We start from the raw sequence: 20,579 nt of genomic DNA, 5'->3' as shown, positions 1-20,579 counted from the left end.
GGCGCGCGCTCCGAACTCCGATAGGTTAGGCAAGGCTTACCTAAGGAGATCTCGGGATGGGTGACACGCAGGACTGGACGGCCGCCCCCGGCGCGGCGGAACGGGCACGCTCGGTGCTGTCCGTCGCGTGGTCGTGCGCGGTGACCGCGGACGGCGTGCGCGAGGAGTACGCCGGCGCGCACACCGTGACCGAGGACGGCCGGGTGCGGCTGACGGTGCCCGACGACAGCGGCCTGCTCGCCGCGGCCCTGTGCGCCCCGCGCCAGGAGCCCTCCGCCCTGCTGGAGTTCGCCGACGTGGCCCCCGTACCGGTGCGCCACCGCATCCGCGCCCGGCTCTGGCTCTCCGGGTGGCTCGCCCCGTCCGACGGCGACCTGCTCTTCCGCCCGACCCGGGTGGTGCTCCGGGAGGCGTCCGGACCCGTGGTGGCCGACCTCGACGAGTTCGCCGCCGCCCGGCCCGACCCCCTCGCCGGAGCCGAGTCCCGGCTGCTCACCCATCTCGCCGACGCCCACCCGGACGCCGTCGAGCGGCTCACCCGCCTGGTGCGGCCGGAAAGCCTGCACGCCGCGACCCGGGTGGCGCCGCTCGCCGTCGACCGGCACGGACTGACCCTGCGCATCGAGCGCACCCGCGCCCACGGCGACGTACGGCTGCCCTTCCACGCGCCCGCCGACGACGTCCCCCAGCTCACCGAGCGGATGCACGCCCTGCTGGCGCAGGCCGCCGCCGCGTCCTGCCCCCGGGCGCTACAGCGGCAGCGCGCAGACGGCGACGGGTGAGGCGAACGGCTCGCCGGCCGGGCGGAGTCCGCCGTCGGTGTCCACGTGGAAGACGGTGACCGTGCCGGAACGCTGGTTCGCCGCGAACAGCAGCCGGCCGTCCGGGGAGAACGCGATCTGCCGCGGGAAGTCCCCGCCCACCGGCACCGTGCCGAGCAGCCGCAGCCGGGCCCCGGCGGACTCCACGGCGTACCGGGCGATGCTGTTGTGGCCCCGGTTGGCGAGGAACGCGAACCGGCCGTCGGCTGTCACCAGGATCTGCGCCGGATAGTTGGTGCCGCCGCCGGAGCCCGTCGGCTGCGGCGCGCCCACGCGCAGCCGGCCGGAGCGCGGGTCGTAGGCGCAGACGGCCACCGTGTCGTCCACCTCGTTGGCCAGATAGGCGTACCGGCCGCCCGGATGGAAGGTCAGATGGCGCGGCCCCGCGCCGGGCCGGGTCTGCGCCCGGGCGGTCTCGGTCAGCGTGCCGCGCACCGGGTCGAGGCGGTAGGTGTAGACGGTGTCGGTGCCCAGGTCCACGGCGAGGACGTGCCGTCCGTCGGGGCTGGTCGTGAACTGGTGCGCGTGCGGGCCCTGTTGGCCGGGCCCGGGCGCCGGAGAGGTGTGGACGACCCGGTCGGTGCGCTCGCCGAGGGCGCCCGAGGCGTCGATCGGATGCACACAGACGCTGCCCGAGCCGTAGTCGGCGCTCAGCAGCCAGCGCCCGCCGGGATGCACCGACAGATGACACGGGCCCGCGCCGCCGGTGCTCCGGGTGCCGAGGACCCGCCGGTCCGCGAGGCGTACGGCCGTCACCCCGCCCTCCTGGCGCTCGGCCACCGCGTACAGCGTGCGGCCGTCCGGATGGACGGCGAGATACGACGGGTCGGGCACCCCGGTGACCGTGCCGGCCCCGGTGATCCGGCCCGACCGGGGATCGTAGGACGCGATGCCGATGCCGGTGCCGCCGCCCTCGGCGGACGTGTACGTGCCCATGTACAGCGGGCGCGGCCCGGACGGCCCACGCGACGGCGCGGCGGAGTCCGGTGTGTCCCGGGTGGCCGGAGCGTCGGCCCGCGGAGCGGTCCGGGCGGTGCACGCGGGGACCGCGGCCGTGCCGGCCACCGCCCCGACGAACCGGCGCCTGGTCCAGCCGCCGCCGCGCTCCCGGCTCCGCGGGGGTGTCCGTGACTCCGTCTCCATGCCCCACCTCAGGTCGTCGGTCGGCCCGCTCACGACAGCCACCTTGACCCGCACCCGGCGGCAGGGGCAAGCGTGCCGGCGGGTGCGGTCCCGGCGCGGCTCAGCGGGACCGGCTGCCGAGGCCCGCGCGGTTGCGCCACAGCTCCTCCTGGACGCCGAGCCAGTCGCGCAGCCGGGCCGGCCGGGGCAGCTTGGCCCGGTGCTCGCGGGAGACCCGGTCCAGCTCCTCCAGCAGGCGCCGGGTGCGGTGCTCGGTGTTCAGCTCGTCGATGATCCTGGTCGTCTCGGTCAGCACGGCGCCCAGCAGCTGCCAGTCGGTCCAGTCCTCGGCGATCTCCTCCCGGAGCAGTTCCGCGAGCCGGTCGCGGGTGCCGGCCGCCGTGTGCAGCTCGGCCGTCAGCCGGGCCTCCGCCGACTCGGCGTCCTCGCTCAGATGCGTGGTCACCAGCACCGCGAAGCTGACCACCGCGTCGGCGATCTCCGACAGCAGCTGTTCCACGGTCGCTCCCACCCGGGGCGGGAACAGGTCCTTCGAGCCACGGGCCTTCGCCAGGTCCGTGAACGAGCGGGCCAGCACCCGCAGCACCACCGTGCAGATCTCCAGCGTGTCCAGGCCGGTGCGCAGCACCACCCGGTGCAGCAGCCCCTCCTTGACCCGCGGATTGAGCCGCAGACTGTCCTCCGCCTGCCGCAGCGCCGAGTCCACCCCGGTGATGTCGTGGTCCAGCCGGCGCGCCTCGTGCAGCCGCTCGGCCGCCTGCTGCCACGGGACGCGGCCCGCGGCCTCCTCGCCCATCCGCAGCATCAGCTGGCGCACCCGCCGGGCCAGGCCCGCGATGGACCGGCCGGCCTCGTCCACCCACACCGGCGGCGGCAGCAGCAGATTGCAGGCGGTGCCGACGGCCGCGCCGATCAGCGTCTCCACGATCCGCGCCCACGCGGTGTAGCCGACCGTGGCACCGAGCACCAGCATGGCGCTGATCGCCACCTCGGCCACGTACTCGTCCACCCGCACCACGCGTCCCACGGCCAGCGAGGCGACGATGAGCAGCGCCAGACTCCACCAGGTCAGCCCCACCAGCACACTGAAGGCGATGGCGACCAGCACGCCGGCGACCACCGCGTTCACCCGGCGGATGCCGTTGGTCAGCGTGGCGTAGAACGTCACCTGGACGACCAGCAGCGCGGTCAGCGGCGCGGTCAGCGGGGCCGGCTCCGGACTCAGCCGGAGCGCGATGACGTAGGCGACCGATGCCGCCGCGGCCGACCGCAGCGTCTGGACGACCACCGGTTCCCGGCGACGCCTCAGCACCTGCCGCAGCCCCGAGGTCCATCCCGAGGTCCACTTCCGTACGTTGATCATCCTTTGGCCTGTTCCCGTTACTCGGGCAGGTCGAACGTGGCCGTTCGCGGACTGTTTCCGGCCATGACCGCCGCGCCGGGGCCGGACGGCCCTCAGGCGTACAGCTTGTCGAGGAAGGCGGAGAGGTTGCCCCGGGCCCGGTCTATCCGCTCTTCCACGGTCAGGCTCTCCTCGAACCGCACACCGGATTCCGGCGCCTTCCTGCCCCGCAGGTACAGCGAACACGCCAGGTCGGTGCACATGTACAGCCCGACGGAGTTCCCCTCCCGGCCGGCCGCGCCCGTCTTCCGCGCCGTCATCAGCGACACCCCGCCGCCCGAGTGCGTGGTCAGGCACACCGAACACAGGCTGCGGTGCAGGAAGCCGCGCTGCGCGGCCGGGTACCGCAGGGCCACGCCGACGAGCCGGCCATCGCGTACGGTGACCAGATAGCTACGGTCCGGTGCGCCTGGATCGCGCCAGCCGAGGAAGTCCAGGGCGTCCCACGGTCGTGCGTCGAGATCGCGCGGCACGGCCAGGCGCTTGGCCTCGCCCTTGGAGCAGTTGACGAAGCAGCTGCGGATGTCCTGCTCGGTGAGCGGTTTCATCGGGGGAGGGTCCTTCCGGATGTGACGACGGCCTGCCTAGGGTTCCTAGGAATATGGCTATCGTATGTAGCCTCGCGGAAGCAGGCCAATGGTTTTCGGTTAGGGCTGCTCGGTCTCGTCGGGCCGCGCCCGCGGAGGCCACACCCCGGGCAGCAGCACGCCCAAGGCGTAGGCGCGGGCGACCAGTTCGGTCCGATTGGCGGCGCCCCAGCGCGCCGACAGCCGCCGCAGGTGATAGGTGACGCCGTCCCTGCTGAGACCCAGCTCACGGGCGGCACGGGCGGTGGTCGCACCACCGGCCAGCAGCGCCAGCACCCGCCGCTCCACCTCGCTGGTGGGCACCGGCTCCGCACCGGGCCCGGTGCGCTCGCCCAGCACGCGCAGCATCACCAGCAGCGCCGGTGTCTCCGCCGCGCTGTCGCTCACCGGATCCGCGGTCAGCTCCCCGTACCGCTCCGGCCCGCCCGGCGCCCGCCAGCACACCGACACCTGGTAGCGGGAGCGGTGCCGCAGCCGCAGCGCCTCGGCGATCCGCTCCACCTGGCCGGCCTGCTGCGGCCGGAACAGCTCCAGCACCTGCCGGCCGCGCAGCCGGCCCGGGGTCGTACCGCACTCCGTGGCCATCGCCGGGTTCGCCAGCACCACCCGGCCGTACACATCGCACACCGCCACCGGTACCGACACGCGGTCGAACACCAGCAGCGCGCGGTTGCGCCACGTCACCGCGTCGGCCCGTCCCGCCTCCATCGCACCTCCCGGTCCGCCGGCCGCCCGCCCATCAAAGAGGAAGAGGCAGGTCAGCGGCAACTCCGGGCCTCGGCTGGCGTGGCCTTCGCGGTGTGTGACGACCAGCCGTGGCCCGCGCGCGCCGGGCTCCGCCCGGCGCCCGGCGGCGGCCGGACCGCGCGCGGACGCGCAAGTGCCGAGGCCGACTTTCCGCTACACGATCGTGTAGTGCCGTGGCGCGGCTCCGGGCCGCGCGTCGAGCACTCTGGAGCGCAGGAGTCCGCTACCGCGAAAGGCAGTTGTCGCGTCATGCCCCCCACCGCACCGCACCCCGAGCCCGCCGCAGCCCTGCCCGGCGTACCCGTCGTCGACATCTCCGCCACCGGCCCCGGCCGGACCCCCCTCCAGCAGGTGATGGGGCTGATGCGGGAGCACGGCCCGGTGCTGGTGCGCCGGCTGCACGGCCGGCAGGCGCTGTTCGTCGCCGACGCGGACCTGGTCGCCGACCTGGCCGACGAGGAGCGGTTCGCCAAGCACGTCGGACCCGCCCTGGAGAACGTGCGCGAGTTCGCCGCCGACGGCCTGTTCACCGCGTACAACGACGAGCCCAACTGGGCCAAGGCGCACGACATCCTGATGCCCGCCTTCGCGCTCGGCTCCATGCGCACCTACCACCCGGTGATGCTGAAGGTGGCCCGGCGGCTCATCGACTCCTGGGACCGGGCGGCCCGGGCCGGCCGGCCCGTCGACGTGCCCGACGACATGACCCGCATGACACTCGACACCATCGGACTGGCCGGCTTCGACTACGACTTCGGCTCCTTCGAACGCGCCGAGCCGCACCCGTTCGTGGAGTCGATGGTCCGCTGCCTGGAGTGGAGCATGACGCGCCTCGCCCGCACCCCGGGCAGCGACCACTCCGCCGCCGACGCCGCCTTCCGCGCGGACGCCGACCACCTCGCCCGGGTCGTGGACGACGTCATCGCCGCCCGCACCGGCACCGACCAGAGCGGCGCCGAGGACCTGCTCGGGCTGATGCTCTCCGCCCCGCACCCCGCCGACGGCACCACCCTGGACCCGGCCAACATCCGCAACCAGGTCATCACCTTCCTGATCGCCGGCCACGAGACCACCTCCGGCGCGATGTCCTTCGCCCTGTACTACCTCGCCAAGCACCCCGCCGTGCTCCGGCTCGTCCAGCGCGAGGCCGACGCCCTGTGGGGCGACACCCCCGACCCCGAGCCGACCTACGACGACATCGGCCGGCTCACCTACACCCGGCAGGTGCTCAACGAGGCGCTGCGGCTGTGGCCGACGGCCGCCGCGTTCAGCCGGCACGCCCGCGAGGACACCCTGCTCGGCGGCCGGATCCCGCTGCGCGCCGGCCAGGCCGTCACCGTCCTCGCGCCGATGCTGCACCGCCAGCCCGTATGGGGCGACAACCCCGAGCTGTTCGACCCCGAGCGGTTCACCCCGGGTGCCGAGGCGGCCCGCCCGGTGCACGCCTTCAAGCCGTTCGGCACCGGCGAACGCGCCTGCATCGGGCGGCAGTTCGCGCTGCACGAGGCGACCATGCTGCTCGCCCTGCTGGTCCACCGCTACCGCCTGCACGACCACACCGGCTACCGCCTCACCGTGAAGGAGACCCTCACCCTCAAGCCCGAGGGCTTCACCCTCACGCTCACCCCGCGCACCGCCGCCGACCGCGCGCACGCCCCGCTGCCCGGCACCGCTCCCGCGCCGGCCCAGGGCACCCCGGCCCCGGACGCCCTCCCGGCCCGGGTCCGTCCCGGCACCCGCGTCCTGTTCCTGCACGGCAGCAACTACGGCACCTGCCGCGACTTCACCGCCCGGCTCGCCGACGAGGCCGCCGCCGTCGGCTGCGCCACCGAGATCGCCGCGCTGGACGCCTACGCGGACGGCCTGCCCACCGACCGGCCCGTGATCGTCACCGCCGCCTCCTACAACGGCCGCCCCACCGACGACGCCACCGCCTTCACCGCCTGGCTCGCCGGCACGCCCGACCTGACCGGCGTGACCTTCGCCGTCCTCGGCGTCGGCGACCGCAACTGGGCCGCCACCTACCAGCAGGTCCCGACCCGCATCGACGCCCGCCTCGCCGAACTCGGCGCCACCCGGCTCACCGAGCGCGCCGCCGCCGACGCGTCCGGCGATCTCACCGGCACGGTACGGCAGTTCACGGACCGCCTGCGCACCGCGCTGCTCACGCAGTACGGCGACCCGGACGCCGGGCCCGACACCGCGGAGGAGCCCGCCCACGCCTACACGGTGCGCACCCTGACCGGCGGCCCGCTGGACGCCCTCGCCGAACGGCACGGCCTGGTCCCCATGACGGTCACCGAGGCCCGCGACCTCACCGCGCCCGGCCACCCCCGCGTCAAGCGGTTCCTGCGCGTCGCGCTGCCCGAGGGTGTCACCTACCGCACCGCCGACCACCTGACCGTGCTGCCGGCCAACGCCCCGGAACTGGTGGACCGGGCGGTCACCGCGTTCGGCCTCGACGCCGACGCCGTCCTGGACATCCGGGCCGGCCGCCCGCGCCGCGACGGCCTGGCTGTCGACCGGCCGCTGACGGTACGCGAACTGCTCACCCGTCACGTGGAGTTGCAGGAGCGGCCGACGGACCGGCAGCGGGCCCTGCTCGCCGAGGCCAACCCCTGCCCGCCCGAGCGCGCCGCCCTCGCCGCCCTCACCGGCGACGACCCGCGCACCCTGGTCGAGCTGGCCGAGGACCACCCCGCGCTGCGCGGCGCCCTCGACTGGCCGCTGCTGCTCGACCTGCTGACCCCGCTGCGCCCGCGCCACTACTCCATCTCCTCCGCGCCCGCGGCCGACGCCCGCCACGCCGACCTCATGGTGTCCGTGCTGGACGCCCCGGCACGCTCCGGCAAGGGCCGCTACCGGGGCACCGGCTCCGGCCACCTCGCCGCCCTGCGGCCCGGCGACACCGTGTACGCCCGCGTCCAGCCCTGCCGCGAGGCGTTTAGGATCGACGGCTCGGCACCGGTGGTGATGGTCGCCGCCGGAACCGGTCTCGCGCCGTTCCGGGGCGCCGTCGCGGACCGCCTCGCCGCGCTCCGCGCGGGCGCGCAGCTCCCGCCCGCGCTGCTGTACTTCGGCTGCGACGCGCCCGGCGCCGACTTTCTGCACGCCGACGAGCTGCGGGCCGCCGAACGGGCCGGCGCCCTCTCGCTGCGCCCGGCCTTCAGCGCCGCCCCCGAGAACGGCGCCGCCTTCGTCCAGCACCGCATCGCCGCCGAGGCCGCCGAGGTGTGGCGGCTGCTGACCGCCGGCGCCCGGGTGTACGTGTGCGGCGACGGTGCTCGCATGGCACCCGGCGTACGCGACGCCTTCCGCGCCCTGTACCGCGCGCACACCCCCGGCGCCGACCCGGCGGCGGCCGAACGCTGGCTCGGCTCCCTGGTGGCGGAAGGCCGCTATGTGGAGGACGTCTACGCGGCCGGGTGAGCCGCGCCGCGGCGGGGACCCGGGGCCGCGCCGGCTCCGGCCCCGCCCGGCGGCTCCGGCCCGCCCGCCGCCGGGCCGGAAGTCGCCGCCGCACCGGACGGCATCCGGCCCTCCGCTTAGCTCATAGCGTGAACTAAGGCGTGGGTTAATGTCGCTTCCCGCTGCCCGAAGGAGTATGTTGCAGGTCGGGCACGGTTCGTGAAGGGAGCCATATGGCGGGGCGCAACGGGCGCACGGTACGCGACCTGAGACGAGGCAACCGTACGGCGGTGCTCCAGCGACTGTACTTCGACGGCCCCCTCAGCCGCTTCGAGCTGGGACCGGCCACCGGACTCAGCTCCGGCTCGGTCAGCAACGTGGTCGCCGACCTGATCGCGGACGGCCTGGTCGAGGAGGCCGGCAGCGTCGACTCCGACGGCGGCAGGCCCCGCACCCTGCTGCGCGTCGCCCCGCACAGCGGACAGATGATCGGCGTCGACGTCGGCGAAACCCGCGTACGCGTCGAGCTGTTCGATCTGGCCCTGACCGAACTGGCCCGGGTGGAACGCCCGTTGGCCCCGCAGGGCTACGACGTCGAGGTCATCGCCGGGCACATCCGCGACGGCGTCGCCGAGGTCCTCACCGCCGAACAGGCCGTTCCCGAGCGGCTGCTCGGCGTCGGCGTCGGCGTCCCGGGCATCGTCGAGCACACCCCGGACCAGGGCGCCGTCGTGCACGGGCAGACCATCGGCTGGGACGCGGTCCCGCTGGAGCGGCTGCTGCGCTCCGCCTCCCCGCTCCCCGACGGGGTGCCGTACCTCATCGACAACGGCGCCAAGACGCTCGGCCAGGCCGAGATGTGGTTCGGCGCGGGGCGCGGCGCCCGCAACGCCGTGGTCGTCCTCTTCGGCTCCGGTGTCGGCGCCTGCCTGGTCACCCCGGAGGTGGAGCACGGGCGGGCCGTGGAGTGGGGGCATCTGACGGTACGGGTGCGCGGCCGGCGCTGCCGCTGCGGCGCACCCGGCTGTCTGGAGGCGTACGCCGGCGCGGAGTCGCTGCTCGCCCGCTGGCGCGAGGAGGGCGGCCGGCCGCCCGAGGACACGGACGAGGAGACCGCGCTCACCGCGATGCTCGCCGCCGCGTACCCGCCCGAGGGCACCGCGCCGGACCCGGTCGCGCTGGCCGTCCTGGAGGAGACCGCCGAATACCTCGGCGCCGGCCTGTCCGACCTGATCAACCTCTTCCAGCCCGAGCGGATCCTGATCGGCGGCTGGGCCGGTCTCCAGCTCGGTACGCGCTTCCTGCCCGCGGTCCGCCGGCACGCGGCGACGTACGCCCTGCGCCATCCGGCCGACCAGGTGACCATCGACCTCGGCCGGCTCGGCCCGGACGCGGTCACCGTCGGCGCGGCGATCCTGCCGCTGGCCGACTTCTTCGCCAGTGGCGGTCGCCGCCCGGAACCGACCGCACAAGCCCTCCTCCCGACCTGGCACACGGCGCTCCAGGAGCGGGCGCCGCACTGAGAGGGCGGGCCGATCGGGTGAGTGAACACGGCGGAACCTTCACGGCGCGGCACGGCGGGACGGGGTCGCGCCCGTACCCGAGGGTCACGCCGGCGGCTCGTCCGGGGTCGGGTGCTCCGGGTGGACCGTGCCCGCCCGGGGCGCGCCCCTGGGGCCGGTGCCGGCCTCGTCCGTGTCCGGCGCGGTGGCCCGGTCGCTCTCGTCCTCGTCCCGCCCGTCGCGGGCCGGCCGCTCCGGGGTGACGTCCCAGCGGTCCTCCTCGGCACCGGCCTGCTGGTCGGGCATGTCCCGGGGCACCGGCCGCTCTCCGGCGCCGGACTCCGGTTCCTGCACAGCTGCCATGGCGTTCTCACTCCTTCGTCGGCTCGGGGGCGCGCGTCAGCCGACCTTCCGCCCCCGCATCGGTTCGGTCTCCATCCCGCCGCCCTGCCGCAGACCCTCCAGGAACTCCCGGATCACCTCGGTCGCCGTACGCCGGGGCTGCCAGCCCAGTTCCGCGCGGGCCCGTGCGCAGTCCATCAGCGGCAGCCGCAGCACGGCGTCGAACAGGTGCGGCGAGGCGGGCAGCAGGTGCAGTCCCCAGGCCGCGGCGATCGCCGAGCGGGCCGCCGTACGCGGCAGCCGGACCGGCCGGGAGCCGAGCAGCTCCGCGAGGACGGCGGCGTCCAGCGGCGGATCGGCGGCCAGATTGAACGGGCCCCGGGCGTTGTCCGAGCGCACGGCGAGCCGGTAGGCCTCGGCCGCGTCGTCGGTGTGCAGGGCCTGCACCCGCAGGCCCGGGATGTCCGGCAGGAACGGCAGCAGGTCCGGCCGGGCCAGCGGGCCGGGCAGGAACCGCCCGCCGAAGATCCGCCGCTGCTCGCTCGCCGACTGCCACTTGAACAGGAACGCCGGGCGCATGCGCACCACCCGTACCTCGGGATGGTCGCGCTCGAACACGTCCAGCGTCCGCTCCAGGTAGGCCTTCTCCCGGCAGTAGGCGGCGTCCGGCCAGCCGTGCGTCGGCCAGGACTCGTCCACCGCGTGGTCCTTCGGCCCCGGCGCGTACGCGCCGACGGACGAGGCGTGCACCAGTACCGGCACCCGGGCCGCGGCGACCGCCTCGAACACCCGGATACCGCCCAGCACATTGGTCCGCCAGGTCTTCACCGGATCGTGCGTCGGCTGGAACGCCCAGGCCAGATGGATCACGGCGTCGGCGCCCTCGAACCGCTCGGCGAGGTCCTCCTCGTCGGAGCCCAGGTCGACGGCCGCCCACTCGGTCTTGGGCGGCGACCACTCGGGCCGCCGCCGGGCGAGGCCGCACACCGACTCGACCTCGGGGTCCTCCGAGAGCAGGCGCACCACACTGGTCCCGACATTGCCCGTGGCGCCGGTCACGACCACCCTGCTGCCCGCTGAGCTGCTCACCTTCGGCTCCTCTCGTCGGCGCGGCGGCACTGCGACGAGCGCCCGGGTACCCGGGCACCGGGCGCGCACACGCGGCACGGCGGTGGCCCGTACCGCGTGTGGTCACGGGAAGCGCGGACATGGAGTCGCCGGTATGTCTCTACGTCTTCGTATGCGTCAAGCGCTGCCGGAAGCCATGCGGGCCCGCGACAAGGCCGCCGTGAGCGCTCTCCGCTCGACACTTGCCGCACTGGACAACGCGGAGGCGGTACCCCTGTCGGAGGCCGGACTCCGGGGCGTGGCCCTGGAGGAGTCACCGGCCGGCGCCGGCACCACAGAGGCGGCGCGGCGCGAACTGAGCGAGCGCGGCGTGATCGACGTCGTACGCGCGGAAGCCGCCGAACGCCTGGAAGCGGCCGCGCGGTTGACGGCTCCGGCCCACGCGGACCACGCCGCCCGGCTGCGCGCGGAGGCCGCCGTACTGCTCACGTTCCTCGACGGCCCCGGCCCCGCCTAGGACACACCCCGTCCGCCTGGCCGGGCAGCCTGGCGGCACTCCCGCGCGGCCCCGTCCTCAGTTCAGGCGGGCGCGCAGGAGGCAGAACTCGTTGCCCTCGGGGTCGGCCAGGACGTGCCAGGACTCCTCGCCGGTCTGGCCGATGTCGGCCGGGCGCGCACCGAGCTTCAGGAGGCGGTCGAGTTCGGCGTCCTGGTCGCGGTCGGTGGCGTTGACGTCGAAGTGCAGCCGCGACCTGCCCGTCCAGGGCCCGGCGGCGGGGACGAAGACCAGGGTCGGCTGCGGTCCGCCGGACCCTTCCGCCGGCCCGATCTCCACGGCGCCGTCCTCGGTGTCGAGCACGGTGAAGCCCAGTACCTCGCACCAGAACTCCGCGAGGGCTCGCGGGTTCTGAGAGGCGATCATCAGTTCGGAATACGACAAGACATGATCGGCAGCCTACAGGCCGGTCACCGCACGCCGCCGTCCCGGCGGTGCCCGCCTTCCAGGCCCTCGCCTCCTGGGGCGACGGCGGCGGCGACCTCGACCTGAGCCGGTCGCAGCAGCCGGTTCCCGACCCGGTAGCCGGGGCGGAGGACGACGGCGCAGGTGGGCCGGTCGACGTCCGCCGGGCCGGTGCAGGAGACCGCCTCGTGCAGGGCGGGGTCGAACGGCTCGCCCGCCGTGCCGAACGACCGCAGCCCCAGCGTCGCCAGCTCGTTCGCCAGGACCTCGGCCACCCGCCGGAAACCGCCGGTGACCTCGCCGTGCCGGCGGGCCTGGTCGAGGGCGTCGAGCACGGGCAGGAGACCGGTGAGCACATTGGCCACGGCCGCCTCCCGCACCGCCAGCCGGTCGCGGCCGACCCGTCGGCGGTAGTGGTCGTACTCCGCCCGCACCCGCCGCAGGTCCGCCGCGCACTCCCGCAGCCGCGCACGCAGGAGGGCCGCCTCGTCCACGGCCGGGGCCGCCGCCTGCCGGGCCGGTTCGACATCGCCGCGGCGGCGGGGCTCCAGGCTGGTTCCCGGGTCCGGCCGCCGGGTGCCGCCGACGAGCGACAGCGTCGGCCCGTCACGGCGGCCGGTGCCGCTCGGCCGGGTCATCCGGCACCGTCCTGCCGCTTGTCCTCGTCGACGATCTCCGCGTCGACCACGTCCTCGTCCGGCCCGCTCGCACCGGACTCGCCGCCGCCCGCGCCGCCGGCCGCCTGCGCGCCCTGGTCCTGCTGCGCCTGCGCGTACATGGCGGTGCCCACCTTCTGGGCCGCGGCGGTGACCTTGTCCGTGGCCTGCCGCAGGGGCGCGGAATCCGCCGACTCCGTCTTCAGCGCCTGCCTCAGCTCCGTCAGAGCGGCCTCGACCTCGCTCCTGACGTCGGCCGCGATCTTGTCGGCGTTGTCGGTCAGCAGCCTCTCGGTCTGGTAGGCGACCTGCTCGGCGCGGTTGCGGGTCTCGGCTGTCTCGCGCCGGCGCCGGTCCTCCTCGGCGTACTGCTCCGCGTCCCGCATCATCCGGTCGATCTCGTCCTTGGCCAGCGAGGAGCCGCCGGTGACGGTCATCTTCTGCTCCCTGCCGGTGCCGAGGTCCTTCGCCGTGACGTGCATGATGCCGTTGGCGTCGATGTCGAAGGAGACCTCGACCTGCGGGACGCCGCGCGGCGCCGGCGGCAGACCGGTCAGCTCGAACATGCCGAGCTTCTTGTTGTACGCCGCGATGTCCCGCTCGCCCTGGTAGACCTGGATCTGCACCGACGGCTGGTTGTCCTCGGCCGTGGTGAAGATCTCCGAGCGCTTGGTCGGGATCGTGGTGTTGCGCTCGATCAGCTTGGTCATGATGCCGCCCTTGGTCTCGATACCGAGGGACAGCGGGGTGACGTCGAGCAGCAGGACGTCCTTGACCTCGCCCTTGAGCACACCGGCCTGCAGAGCCGCGCCGACGGCCACGACCTCGTCCGGGTTGACGCCCTTGTGCGGATCCTTGCCGGTCAGTTCCCGCACCAGCCCGGTCACCGCCGGCATCCGCGTCGAGCCGCCGACCAGGATGACGTGGTCGATGTCCGACACCTTGATCCCGGCGTCCTTGACCGCGCTGTGGAACGGGCCCTTGCACCGCTCCAGCAGGTCGGCGGTCAGCTGCTCGAACTGGGCGCGGGTGAGCTTCTCGTCCAGGTGCAGCGGGCCCTCGGCGGACGCCGTGATGTACGGCAGGTTGATCGTCGTCTCCGAGGACGACGACAGCTCGATCTTCGCCCGCTCCGACGCCTCCCGCAGCCGCTGCACGGCCATCTTGTCCTTGGCCAGATCGACGCCGTGGTGGTTCTTGAACAGCCGGACCAGGTGGTCCACGATCCGCTGGTCCCAGTCGTCACCGCCGAGATGCGTGTCGCCGTTGGTGGCCTTGACCTCGACCACGCCCTCGCCGATCTCCAGCAGCGACACGTCGAACGTGCCGCCGCCCAGGTCGAAGACCAGGACCGTCTGCTCGTTCTCCTTGTCCAGGCCGTAGGCCAGGGCGGCGGAGGTGGGCTCGTTGATGATCCGCAGCACCTTCAGCCCGGCGATCTCACCGGCCTCCTTGGTCGCGGTGCGCTGGGAGTCGTTGAAGTACGCCGGTACGGTGATCACCGCGTCCGTGACGTCCTCGCCGAGGTACGCCTCCGCGTCCCGCTTCAGCTTCTGCAGCACCCGCGCGGAGATCTCCTGCGCGGTGTACCGCCTGCCGTCGACGTCACCTTGCTCGGGAAACCTCCACTGCGCCTCCCCGACGTGCCGCTTGACCGAGCGCACCGTGCGCTCCACGTTGGTGACGGCCTGGCGCTTGGCGACCTCGCCGACCAGCACCTCGCCGTTCTTGGCGAAGGCCACCACCGACGGCGTGGTCCGCGCGCCTTCCGTGTTGGTGATGACCGTGGGCTCGCCACCCTCCAGGACCGCGACCACCGAGTTCGTCGTGCCCAGGTCGATTCCCACTGCACGTGCCATGGCCCTCTCCTCCATCCGGGTCCCGGACCCGGAGCGGACACCTCTCGCTCGGAGTCCGGAAACGTGACGCTCCTCGCGTAACCGTCCTGCGCGGACCTACGCGGGGATTTCCGCTCGCATGTCCTTTTCGGGACGTACGGGCCGCCCAGGGCCCCGGCGGAAGGAGGAAAGCCGGTGATCAGCGACCGCGGCGCCGGGAGCGGCACTCCCGGTCACCGCGCGCGTTCACGCCTGCGGCGCGGGCCGGTGTCCTGGTTTGGAGGCCACGACGAACCGGGCGCCGTCGGGGTCGCGCAGCACGGCCTCGTGCCCGCTCTCCTCCAGGACGCTGCCGCCGTGCCGCTCCGCGGCCCGCGCGCACGCCGCCACGTCGGCCACCGGGAAGGAGACCTGCCAGTGCGGCCGTACCGAGGGGTCGGGGGCCGTGTCCGACTCTCCCGATTCGATGCGCGCGACGACGAGACCCCGGCTGCGCAGCAGCACCTCGTCGGCCTCGTACTCGACCTCGCAGCTGCCGGGGCGCTCCGAGGCCCAGTCGAGGACACCGCCGTAGAACATGGCGGCTTCGAAGGCGTCGCGGGTGTGCAGGGTGAGGCAGATCGGGGACGCCTGCCGCCAGGCGTCCCAGCGGCTGATCAGTTCCCCCTCCCAGATCGCGAAGGTGGCCCCGTGCCGGTCGGACAGGAGCGCCACGCGCCCCGGCGGCAGCCGCAGCGGGCCGACGCCCGCCGTGCCGCCGCGCTCCCGAGCCCGCGCCGCGGCCTGGTCGGCGTTGGGGACGGCGAAGTACGGCGTCCAGGCCACTCCCGTCTGCCGCAGCGCGGGCAGTACGGCGATCCCGGCGACCGGCACCGAGTCCACCAGCGCGATACGGAAGTGGTCACCGGTCCCGGCCGGCCGCCAGCGCCAGCCGAGGACGGCGCCGTAGAAACGCTGGGCCGCCTCCAGATCGTGGCTGGTCAGACTGACCCAGCACGGTGCACCGGCCACGGTGGACGTGGACACGCCGTCGGTGGCCCTGGCGGGCTGTGTCTTGCCGTGATTCATGGCCATCGCGCCTGGCCTCCTGCCCCCACCGCCATCGCTCTGCGTGCGATGTCCGACGGGAATGCGAAACCTGAAGCGTCAGCGTACCCCCGGCACCCGGACGGAAACGGCCACCGCCGGCCCGGCCGGTGGTGTCGCGGCCGGCGGACGCGGCTCACCGGCGGCCGTCGTGCGGCCCGGGCCCCGCACGAGCCGGGCCCCAGGTGACGCAGGGTCCGCAGCCGGCCGTGCCGTGGTGCGTGGTCGCACATCCGTCCACCGTGGAACGGCTGTCACCGCAGATGACCGGGCCGGTACATCGTCGCGCCCCGGCCGTCTCCGGGCCGCCTTCACCCACCGAGGCGGCCGTCGTACCCGGATGCGATCAGTTCCGAGCACGCCGTCCGCACGCCGGACGGAATCCGCTGCGGTTCTATATATCCGCGTTCCGCATAGTCCTGAATGCGATGCAGCTCACCCACGAGAATATTAATCATAATATCCTCACGGATGCCTGCGTGAGCGAATTCCGAAAGGCTGAACGGATTGGGTACGCACGAGAACTCCGCATCCGGCCACAGTTTGCGGGCCGTCGCGTAGGGGCGCCGCGGGAACCAGGCCACCAGAAGCACGGTGGCCGGCTCGATTCCCGCGTCATGCAGGAGTTCTCGGGTCAACCGGATGTTCTCCGCCGTGTTGGTGGCCCGCGGCTCGATCAGGACATCGCTTGCGGGAACGCCGAGGGAGACCGCGTGGTCACGGTAGTGAACCGCTTCTCCCCGGGGGAACAGGCGTGCGGTGTACGGGTTGTTGGCGCCGCTGAAGACCAGGAGGGGAGCGAGCCCGGCGTGGTACAGCCCGGCGCAGGTGGCGGCGGTCCGCACGCCGACGCTTCCCAGGCCGACGGCGACACTCGCCGGACGGGGCTCATGCCGCATCCGGAGAAAACCGGCCACCAGCATCGCCCGCTCCATATCGTCTTCCGCCACCGGTCGCGTGCACGGACCCATGTTCACTCCTTCGGCCCAGCGGGCGGCGAATGCCCCGGATATCTTCGGTTACGCTACAGGGCCTGACGGAATGGGTCTTTTACTTCGATGGGAATGCCGAGCACGGGAGGGGCGGGCGGCCGTCATTGCGGCGCCCCGCACCCGCCGGCGAGGGGAGAGCCTGAGCGATGGACATTCACCCTACGGCGATCGTCTCCTCCGAAGCCATATTGGGCGCGTCGGTCTGCGTCGGCCCGTACGCGGTCGTCGAAGCCGGAGCCCGGCTCGGAGACGGCGTCCGCCTCCAGTCCCACGCGGTCGTCCACGGTTCGGCGTCCGTGGGACCGGGAGCCACGATCGGTGTGCACGCCGTGGTGGGAGGCGACCCGCAGGACCTGAAGTTCAACCCCTGGATGACCACCGGTGTCGAGATCGGGGCGGGGACCGCGATCCGCGAGGGCGCGACCATCCACCGCTCGACCAGCTCGACGCCGACCCGCGTGGGGCGCGACTGCCTCGTCATGGGCGGTGCGCACATCGCCCACGACTGCCGGCTCGGGGACCGGGTGACCGTCAGCCAGGGCGCGGCCCTGGGCGGGCACGTCGCGGTGGAGGACGAGGCCGTCATCGGCGGCGCGGTGGCCGTCCACCAGTTCTGCCGTATCGGACGGCTCGCGATGATCGGCGCGCTCACCAAGGTCACCCGGGACGTCCTGCCGTTCACCGTGCTCGACGGATCACCCGGGGTGCACTGGCAGGTCAACATGGTGGGCCTGCGGCGCCGCGGCATCCCCGCCGGCGAGCAGATGGCCCTGCGCAGGGTGTTCCTGGCCCTGCAGCGCGGCGAGACGGACCTCGACGAAGGCTCCAGCGAGCTGGTGCGACATCTCCTCGCCTTTCACACCACGGCATCGCAGCGCGGCATCGCGGATTTCGCCCGCCGTGCCCGGCTCACGGGGAGGAAGCCGTGACGACCTGGACACTCGCCGAGCTGGCCCACCGCTTCGGCGGCCGGCTCACCGGCGACCCCGGCCTGCGCGTCCGGCCGGTGCCCGCCGAGGCCGACGACCCCCACGGCATCGCCTTCTGCGAGGCGAAGTCCTACCTGAAGCGGGCCACCAAGGTGGGAGCGCTGCTGCTGCCGCCCGGCTTGGCGAGCCCCGGCAAGCCCACCATCCACGTCGACGATCCGCGCGCGGCCTTCGGCGTACTGCTGGCGGAGCTGGACCGCCCGATGCCGCTGGCCGACGGTGTGCACCCCACCGCCGTGGTCGACCCCCGGGCCGTCGTGGACCCCTCCGCGGACATCGGCGCCTACGCCGTGGTGGAAGCCGGCGCCGTACTCGGCCCGCGCGTCCGCGTGCTGCCCTTCTGCTACGTCGGCGAGAACTGCCGGATCGGCGCCGACAGCGTCCTGTACCCGCACGTCGTGCTGTGCCGTGACGTACGGCTCGGGGAGCGCTGCTCGGTGCATCCGGGCGCCGTCGTCGGCGTGGAGGGGTTCGGCTTCCGCCGCGGTGAGGAGGGATGGCGCCGCGTTCCCCACGTCGGCGAGGTGCACGTCGGCGACGACGCCGAGATCCGCGCCCTGGCCTCGGTCGAGCGTGCCACCAGCGGTGTCACCGACATCGGCCGCGGCGCCAAGATCGGCAACCTCGCTCAGGTGGGACACAACGCCCGCATCAACGAGCACGCGATGATGGTGCCCATGTCCGGCATCGGCGGCAGCTCGGTACTGGGCCGCCGCTCGGTCATGGGCGGAGGAAGCCTGGCGGGCGACCACGTGGACATCGCCGACGACGTGAGCCTGGGCGCCCGGGCCTGTGTCACCCGTGATGTCCGCGACGCCGGCGTCTACCGTGGCTACCCCGCGCGCCCGCTGGCCCAGCAACTGCGCGTCGAGGCCGTCCAGCCCCGGCTGCCCGACGTCCTGCGCCGGCTCGAACGCCTGGAACACCTGGCCGCGGCGCGCGACGCCCAGCCCCACGGACCCTCCGGCGAACCCGGCCCGTCGCGGTGAACCGGAACACCCTGCGCGCACCCCTGACCCTGCGCGGCCTCGGCCTGCACAGCGGAGAGCCCGTCACCGTGACCATGCGCCCCGGCGGCGACGGCATCGCCTTCCACTACCGGGGCGAGCGCGTCCCCGCCGTCCCGGCCAACGTCACCGGTACCAGTCGCTGCACCCGCCTGGGGCCGGTCTCCACCGTCGAGCACCTCATGAGCGCTCTGGCCTGCACACAGATCACCGACCTGGAGATCAGCGTCACCGCTCCCGAACTGCCCGGCCTGGACGGCAGTGCCCTGCCCTACGTCCAGGCCCTGCTGGCCACCGGACTGCGCCCCCTCGCCGCCGCACCCGCCCCGCGGCTACGCCACCCCGTCAGATACACGCAGGGGGCCACCTACGTCGAGGCGCGCGCCGGAACCGGCCGGTGGACGTGCGTCTACCACCTGGAAGGACATTGGCTGGGCGTCCAGTCCCTGACGGTACGACTCCCCGGCGACCATCCCGATCACATCGCGCCCGCCCGCACCCTCGTCCTCGCCGAGGAGATCCCCGCCGCCCGCGCCCACCGGCTGGGCCGCGGCCTCGGCCCCGACAGCGTGGTGGTCATCGGCGCACAGACCTACGAGGGCCCGGTGCGCTTCTCCGACGAACCGGTCCGGCACAAGATGCTCGACCTCATCGGCGACCTGTACCTGACCGGGATTCCTCCGGCCCACCTCGATGTCACGGCGCACCGCAGCGGACACCAGGCCAACGTGCGCCTCGCGCAGGCCCTGACGGACGCGCTCGTCCGGCCCCGCCGCATCCCCTCACCCGCCAGGCGCCGTTGACGCGGCCCGCCCGAACGCGGGCCGCTCAGCCGCCGGCCGTGCCACACGACGCCGGTCCGGTGCCGGCCGCCTCGTCGATCCGCGCCTTGGTGAGCCTCGCCAGTTCACGCCGGTCGGCGCACACCGACGGATCCACCGCCTCCAGCACACTGATCTCGATTTCCAGGTCCCTGATCCGCAGCACGCGACGGAACATGGCCACGAGGCTCTCGTCGTCGGGAAAGTAACTGCCCCGCGCCGTCGGCCCGCTCCCGCGCGTGACACAGCGCGTCAGCAACGGCCGTACGGGCGCCCCGGCGTCGAGCGCGGCCTGCAGAACCGCCGGCGGGAACGCGCCGCCGGGCGGCCGGCAACTGAACGTTCCCCGGGGATAGACGAGCACCACGCGCCCTCCGCGCAGGGCGCCGGTCACCTCCTCGACCATCCTCGGCGTGGCCCGCAGCGCGTCCCTGTCCACGAAGATCAGGCCGGCCCCGCGGAACAGCCGGCCGCTGAGCGGATTGCGGGCCGCGCTCTGGTTGGTGACGACGAGCAGACCGGGAAACCGGGCCGTGATGGCCATCCCGTCGAAAAAGGTGACATGGTTCGACACCAGCAGCGCCGGACCCGACCGGGGCAGGCTGCCCCGGACCCGGACGGAGATTCCCGCGGCCGTCACCAGCGAGCGGGCCCACAGCCGTAGCAGCCGATGCGCGCCGCGCTGTCCGCAGAGCACCGCGAGCCGGCCGAGCAGCGGCGTCAGCAAGAGGACGGCGGCCAGAGCGGTCAGCCGCCACGCGTAACGGACCCGGCCGACGTGCCGTACGACATCGTCCCGGCCGACGCAACGCGGGCCGCATGCGGTGGCGGTCATGGACGGCACGCCTCCACGGCTGGTCCGGCCCACCGGCGCACCGGCCGTCCACTGGCTGACTCGCGCACATCCACGTTGTGTTCACTCTCCGCACGACACCGGTTCCGTCCGCCGACGGCACCAACGCCCCCACGGTACGGCCCCGCCCCGGCCCCGGCGCGCAGCCAAGACCGTGTCGTTCCCGCTCAGTTGACCGCCGGACCGAGGCGTACCACCAAAGGTCCCGGCGCGAGGCTCACCGGAACGGGTGATGTCCCGTCCGTTCGGTCCGGAGGGGCGTGCGGCACGGGAGGTGTCCTTCGGCAGGGGACAGGGGCCGCGGTCGCGCCGTCGTGGTGCCGACCTTCCGGCCGGCACCGACCACCACGCGCGAC

The 20,579-nt window shown here is 73.9% G+C and carries 18 protein-coding genes and 1 pseudogene; 7 read left to right on the top strand and 12 right to left on the bottom strand.

Features of this window, described 5'->3' with window-relative positions; translation table 11 throughout:
* Window positions 1-56 precede the first annotated feature (56 nt).
* On the top strand, window positions 57-782 hold the full coding sequence (locus SCK26_RS04885; RefSeq protein ID WP_318200008.1) for a DUF2470 domain-containing protein: 726 nt from the start codon (window positions 57-59) through the stop codon (window positions 780-782).
* Here the strand turns inward: SCK26_RS04885 and SCK26_RS04880 are convergent.
* The 4 genes from SCK26_RS04880 to SCK26_RS04865 form a co-directional block, all read right to left on the bottom strand.
* Complete coding sequence (locus tag SCK26_RS04880; protein WP_318205921.1) at window positions 750-1,964, bottom strand: lactonase family protein; 1,215 nt, start codon at window positions 1,962-1,964, stop codon at window positions 750-752. The genes SCK26_RS04885 and SCK26_RS04880 overlap by 33 nt on opposite strands.
* A 100-nt stretch (window positions 1,965-2,064) precedes the next feature.
* Window positions 2,065-3,327, bottom strand: coding sequence for an FUSC family protein (locus SCK26_RS04875; protein WP_318200007.1), 1,263 nt, complete (start codon window positions 3,325-3,327; stop codon window positions 2,065-2,067).
* 92 nt (window positions 3,328-3,419) lie between these two features.
* Window positions 3,420-3,914 (bottom strand): FBP domain-containing protein, encoded by a 495-nt coding sequence (locus tag SCK26_RS04870; protein ID WP_318200006.1) that lies wholly within the window; start codon window positions 3,912-3,914, stop codon window positions 3,420-3,422.
* A 99-nt stretch (window positions 3,915-4,013) separates the two neighbouring features.
* The gene (locus SCK26_RS04865; protein ID WP_318200005.1) at window positions 4,014-4,661 is read right to left on the bottom strand and encodes a PAS domain-containing protein; all 648 of its coding nucleotides are present in this window, start codon (window positions 4,659-4,661) and stop codon (window positions 4,014-4,016) included.
* A 288-nt stretch (window positions 4,662-4,949) separates the two neighbouring features.
* Here SCK26_RS04865 and SCK26_RS04860 point away from each other — a divergent pair, with 288 nt between their 5' ends.
* Window positions 4,950-8,129, top strand: a complete 3,180-nt coding sequence (locus SCK26_RS04860) for a bifunctional cytochrome P450/NADPH--P450 reductase (RefSeq protein ID WP_318200004.1) — start codon at window positions 4,950-4,952, stop codon at window positions 8,127-8,129.
* A gap of 212 nt (window positions 8,130-8,341) precedes the next feature.
* Entirely contained in the window at window positions 8,342-9,631 is a 1,290-nt protein-coding gene (locus SCK26_RS04855; RefSeq protein ID WP_318200003.1) for an ROK family transcriptional regulator, read from the top strand.
* 84 nt (window positions 9,632-9,715) lie between these two features.
* On the opposite strand, the gene SCK26_RS04850 is transcribed toward SCK26_RS04855, so the two are convergent.
* Both SCK26_RS04850 and SCK26_RS04845 read right to left on the bottom strand, forming a co-directional pair.
* Entirely contained in the window at window positions 9,716-9,973 is a 258-nt protein-coding gene (locus SCK26_RS04850; protein WP_318200002.1) for a hypothetical protein, read from the bottom strand.
* Window positions 9,974-10,009: 36 nt separating this feature from the next.
* Window positions 10,010-11,041 (bottom strand): SDR family oxidoreductase, encoded by a 1,032-nt coding sequence (locus tag SCK26_RS04845; RefSeq protein WP_318200001.1) that lies wholly within the window; start codon window positions 11,039-11,041, stop codon window positions 10,010-10,012.
* Between the two features lie 175 nt (window positions 11,042-11,216).
* Here SCK26_RS04845 and SCK26_RS04840 point away from each other — a divergent pair, with 175 nt between their 5' ends.
* Complete coding sequence (locus SCK26_RS04840) at window positions 11,217-11,537, top strand: hypothetical protein (RefSeq protein WP_318205920.1); 321 nt, start codon at window positions 11,217-11,219, stop codon at window positions 11,535-11,537.
* A 57-nt stretch (window positions 11,538-11,594) separates the two neighbouring features.
* Here the strand turns inward: SCK26_RS04840 and SCK26_RS04835 are convergent.
* The 5 genes and pseudogenes from SCK26_RS04835 to SCK26_RS04815 form a co-directional block, all read right to left on the bottom strand.
* Window positions 11,595-11,965 (bottom strand): annotated as a pseudogene (locus SCK26_RS04835) (VOC family protein).
* Window positions 11,966-11,986: 21 nt separating this feature from the next.
* On the bottom strand, window positions 11,987-12,619 hold the full coding sequence (grpE, locus tag SCK26_RS04830; protein WP_318199999.1) for a nucleotide exchange factor GrpE: 633 nt from the start codon (window positions 12,617-12,619) through the stop codon (window positions 11,987-11,989).
* On the bottom strand, window positions 12,616-14,496 hold the full coding sequence (gene dnaK, locus SCK26_RS04825) for a molecular chaperone DnaK (RefSeq protein WP_318199998.1): 1,881 nt from the start codon (window positions 14,494-14,496) through the stop codon (window positions 12,616-12,618). Before dnaK ends, grpE begins: the two co-directional genes overlap by 4 nt.
* 225 nt (window positions 14,497-14,721) lie before the next feature.
* Window positions 14,722-15,543, bottom strand: coding sequence for a VOC family protein (locus tag SCK26_RS04820; RefSeq protein WP_318205919.1), 822 nt, complete (start codon window positions 15,541-15,543; stop codon window positions 14,722-14,724).
* Between the two features lie 329 nt (window positions 15,544-15,872).
* Window positions 15,873-16,532 carry a YdcF family protein gene (locus tag SCK26_RS04815; protein ID WP_318199997.1) on the bottom strand — a complete coding sequence of 220 codons (660 nt, stop codon included), beginning with the start codon at window positions 16,530-16,532 and terminating at the stop codon, window positions 15,873-15,875.
* A gap of 167 nt (window positions 16,533-16,699) precedes the next feature.
* On the opposite strand from SCK26_RS04815, the gene lpxA reads away from it, so the two are divergent.
* From lpxA to SCK26_RS04800, 3 genes are read left to right on the top strand one after another with little or no spacing between them, the layout of a single operon-like run.
* Complete coding sequence (gene lpxA, locus SCK26_RS04810; protein WP_318199996.1) at window positions 16,700-17,482, top strand: acyl-ACP--UDP-N-acetylglucosamine O-acyltransferase; 783 nt, start codon at window positions 16,700-16,702, stop codon at window positions 17,480-17,482.
* Window positions 17,479-18,531, top strand: coding sequence for a UDP-3-O-(3-hydroxymyristoyl)glucosamine N-acyltransferase (locus SCK26_RS04805; RefSeq protein ID WP_318199995.1), 1,053 nt, complete (start codon window positions 17,479-17,481; stop codon window positions 18,529-18,531). Before lpxA ends, SCK26_RS04805 begins: the two co-directional genes overlap by 4 nt.
* Window positions 18,528-19,352: a UDP-3-O-acyl-N-acetylglucosamine deacetylase gene (locus tag SCK26_RS04800; RefSeq protein WP_318199994.1), complete on the top strand. Its 825-nt coding sequence runs from the start codon at window positions 18,528-18,530 to the stop codon at window positions 19,350-19,352. The genes SCK26_RS04805 and SCK26_RS04800 overlap by 4 nt, the downstream gene beginning before the upstream one ends.
* 25 nt (window positions 19,353-19,377) lie before the next feature.
* Here the strand turns inward: SCK26_RS04800 and SCK26_RS04795 are convergent, their stop codons facing one another.
* On the bottom strand, window positions 19,378-20,205 hold the full coding sequence (locus SCK26_RS04795) for a lysophospholipid acyltransferase family protein (RefSeq protein ID WP_318199993.1): 828 nt from the start codon (window positions 20,203-20,205) through the stop codon (window positions 19,378-19,380).
* Window positions 20,206-20,579: the final 374 nt, after the last annotated feature.

The organism is Streptomyces sp. SCL15-4 (assembly GCF_033366695.1).
Taxonomy (GTDB): domain Bacteria; phylum Actinomycetota; class Actinomycetes; order Streptomycetales; family Streptomycetaceae; genus Streptomyces.
Note: the sequence above shows the minus strand (reverse complement) of the source record. Positions and strands in the feature narration are given on the sequence as shown.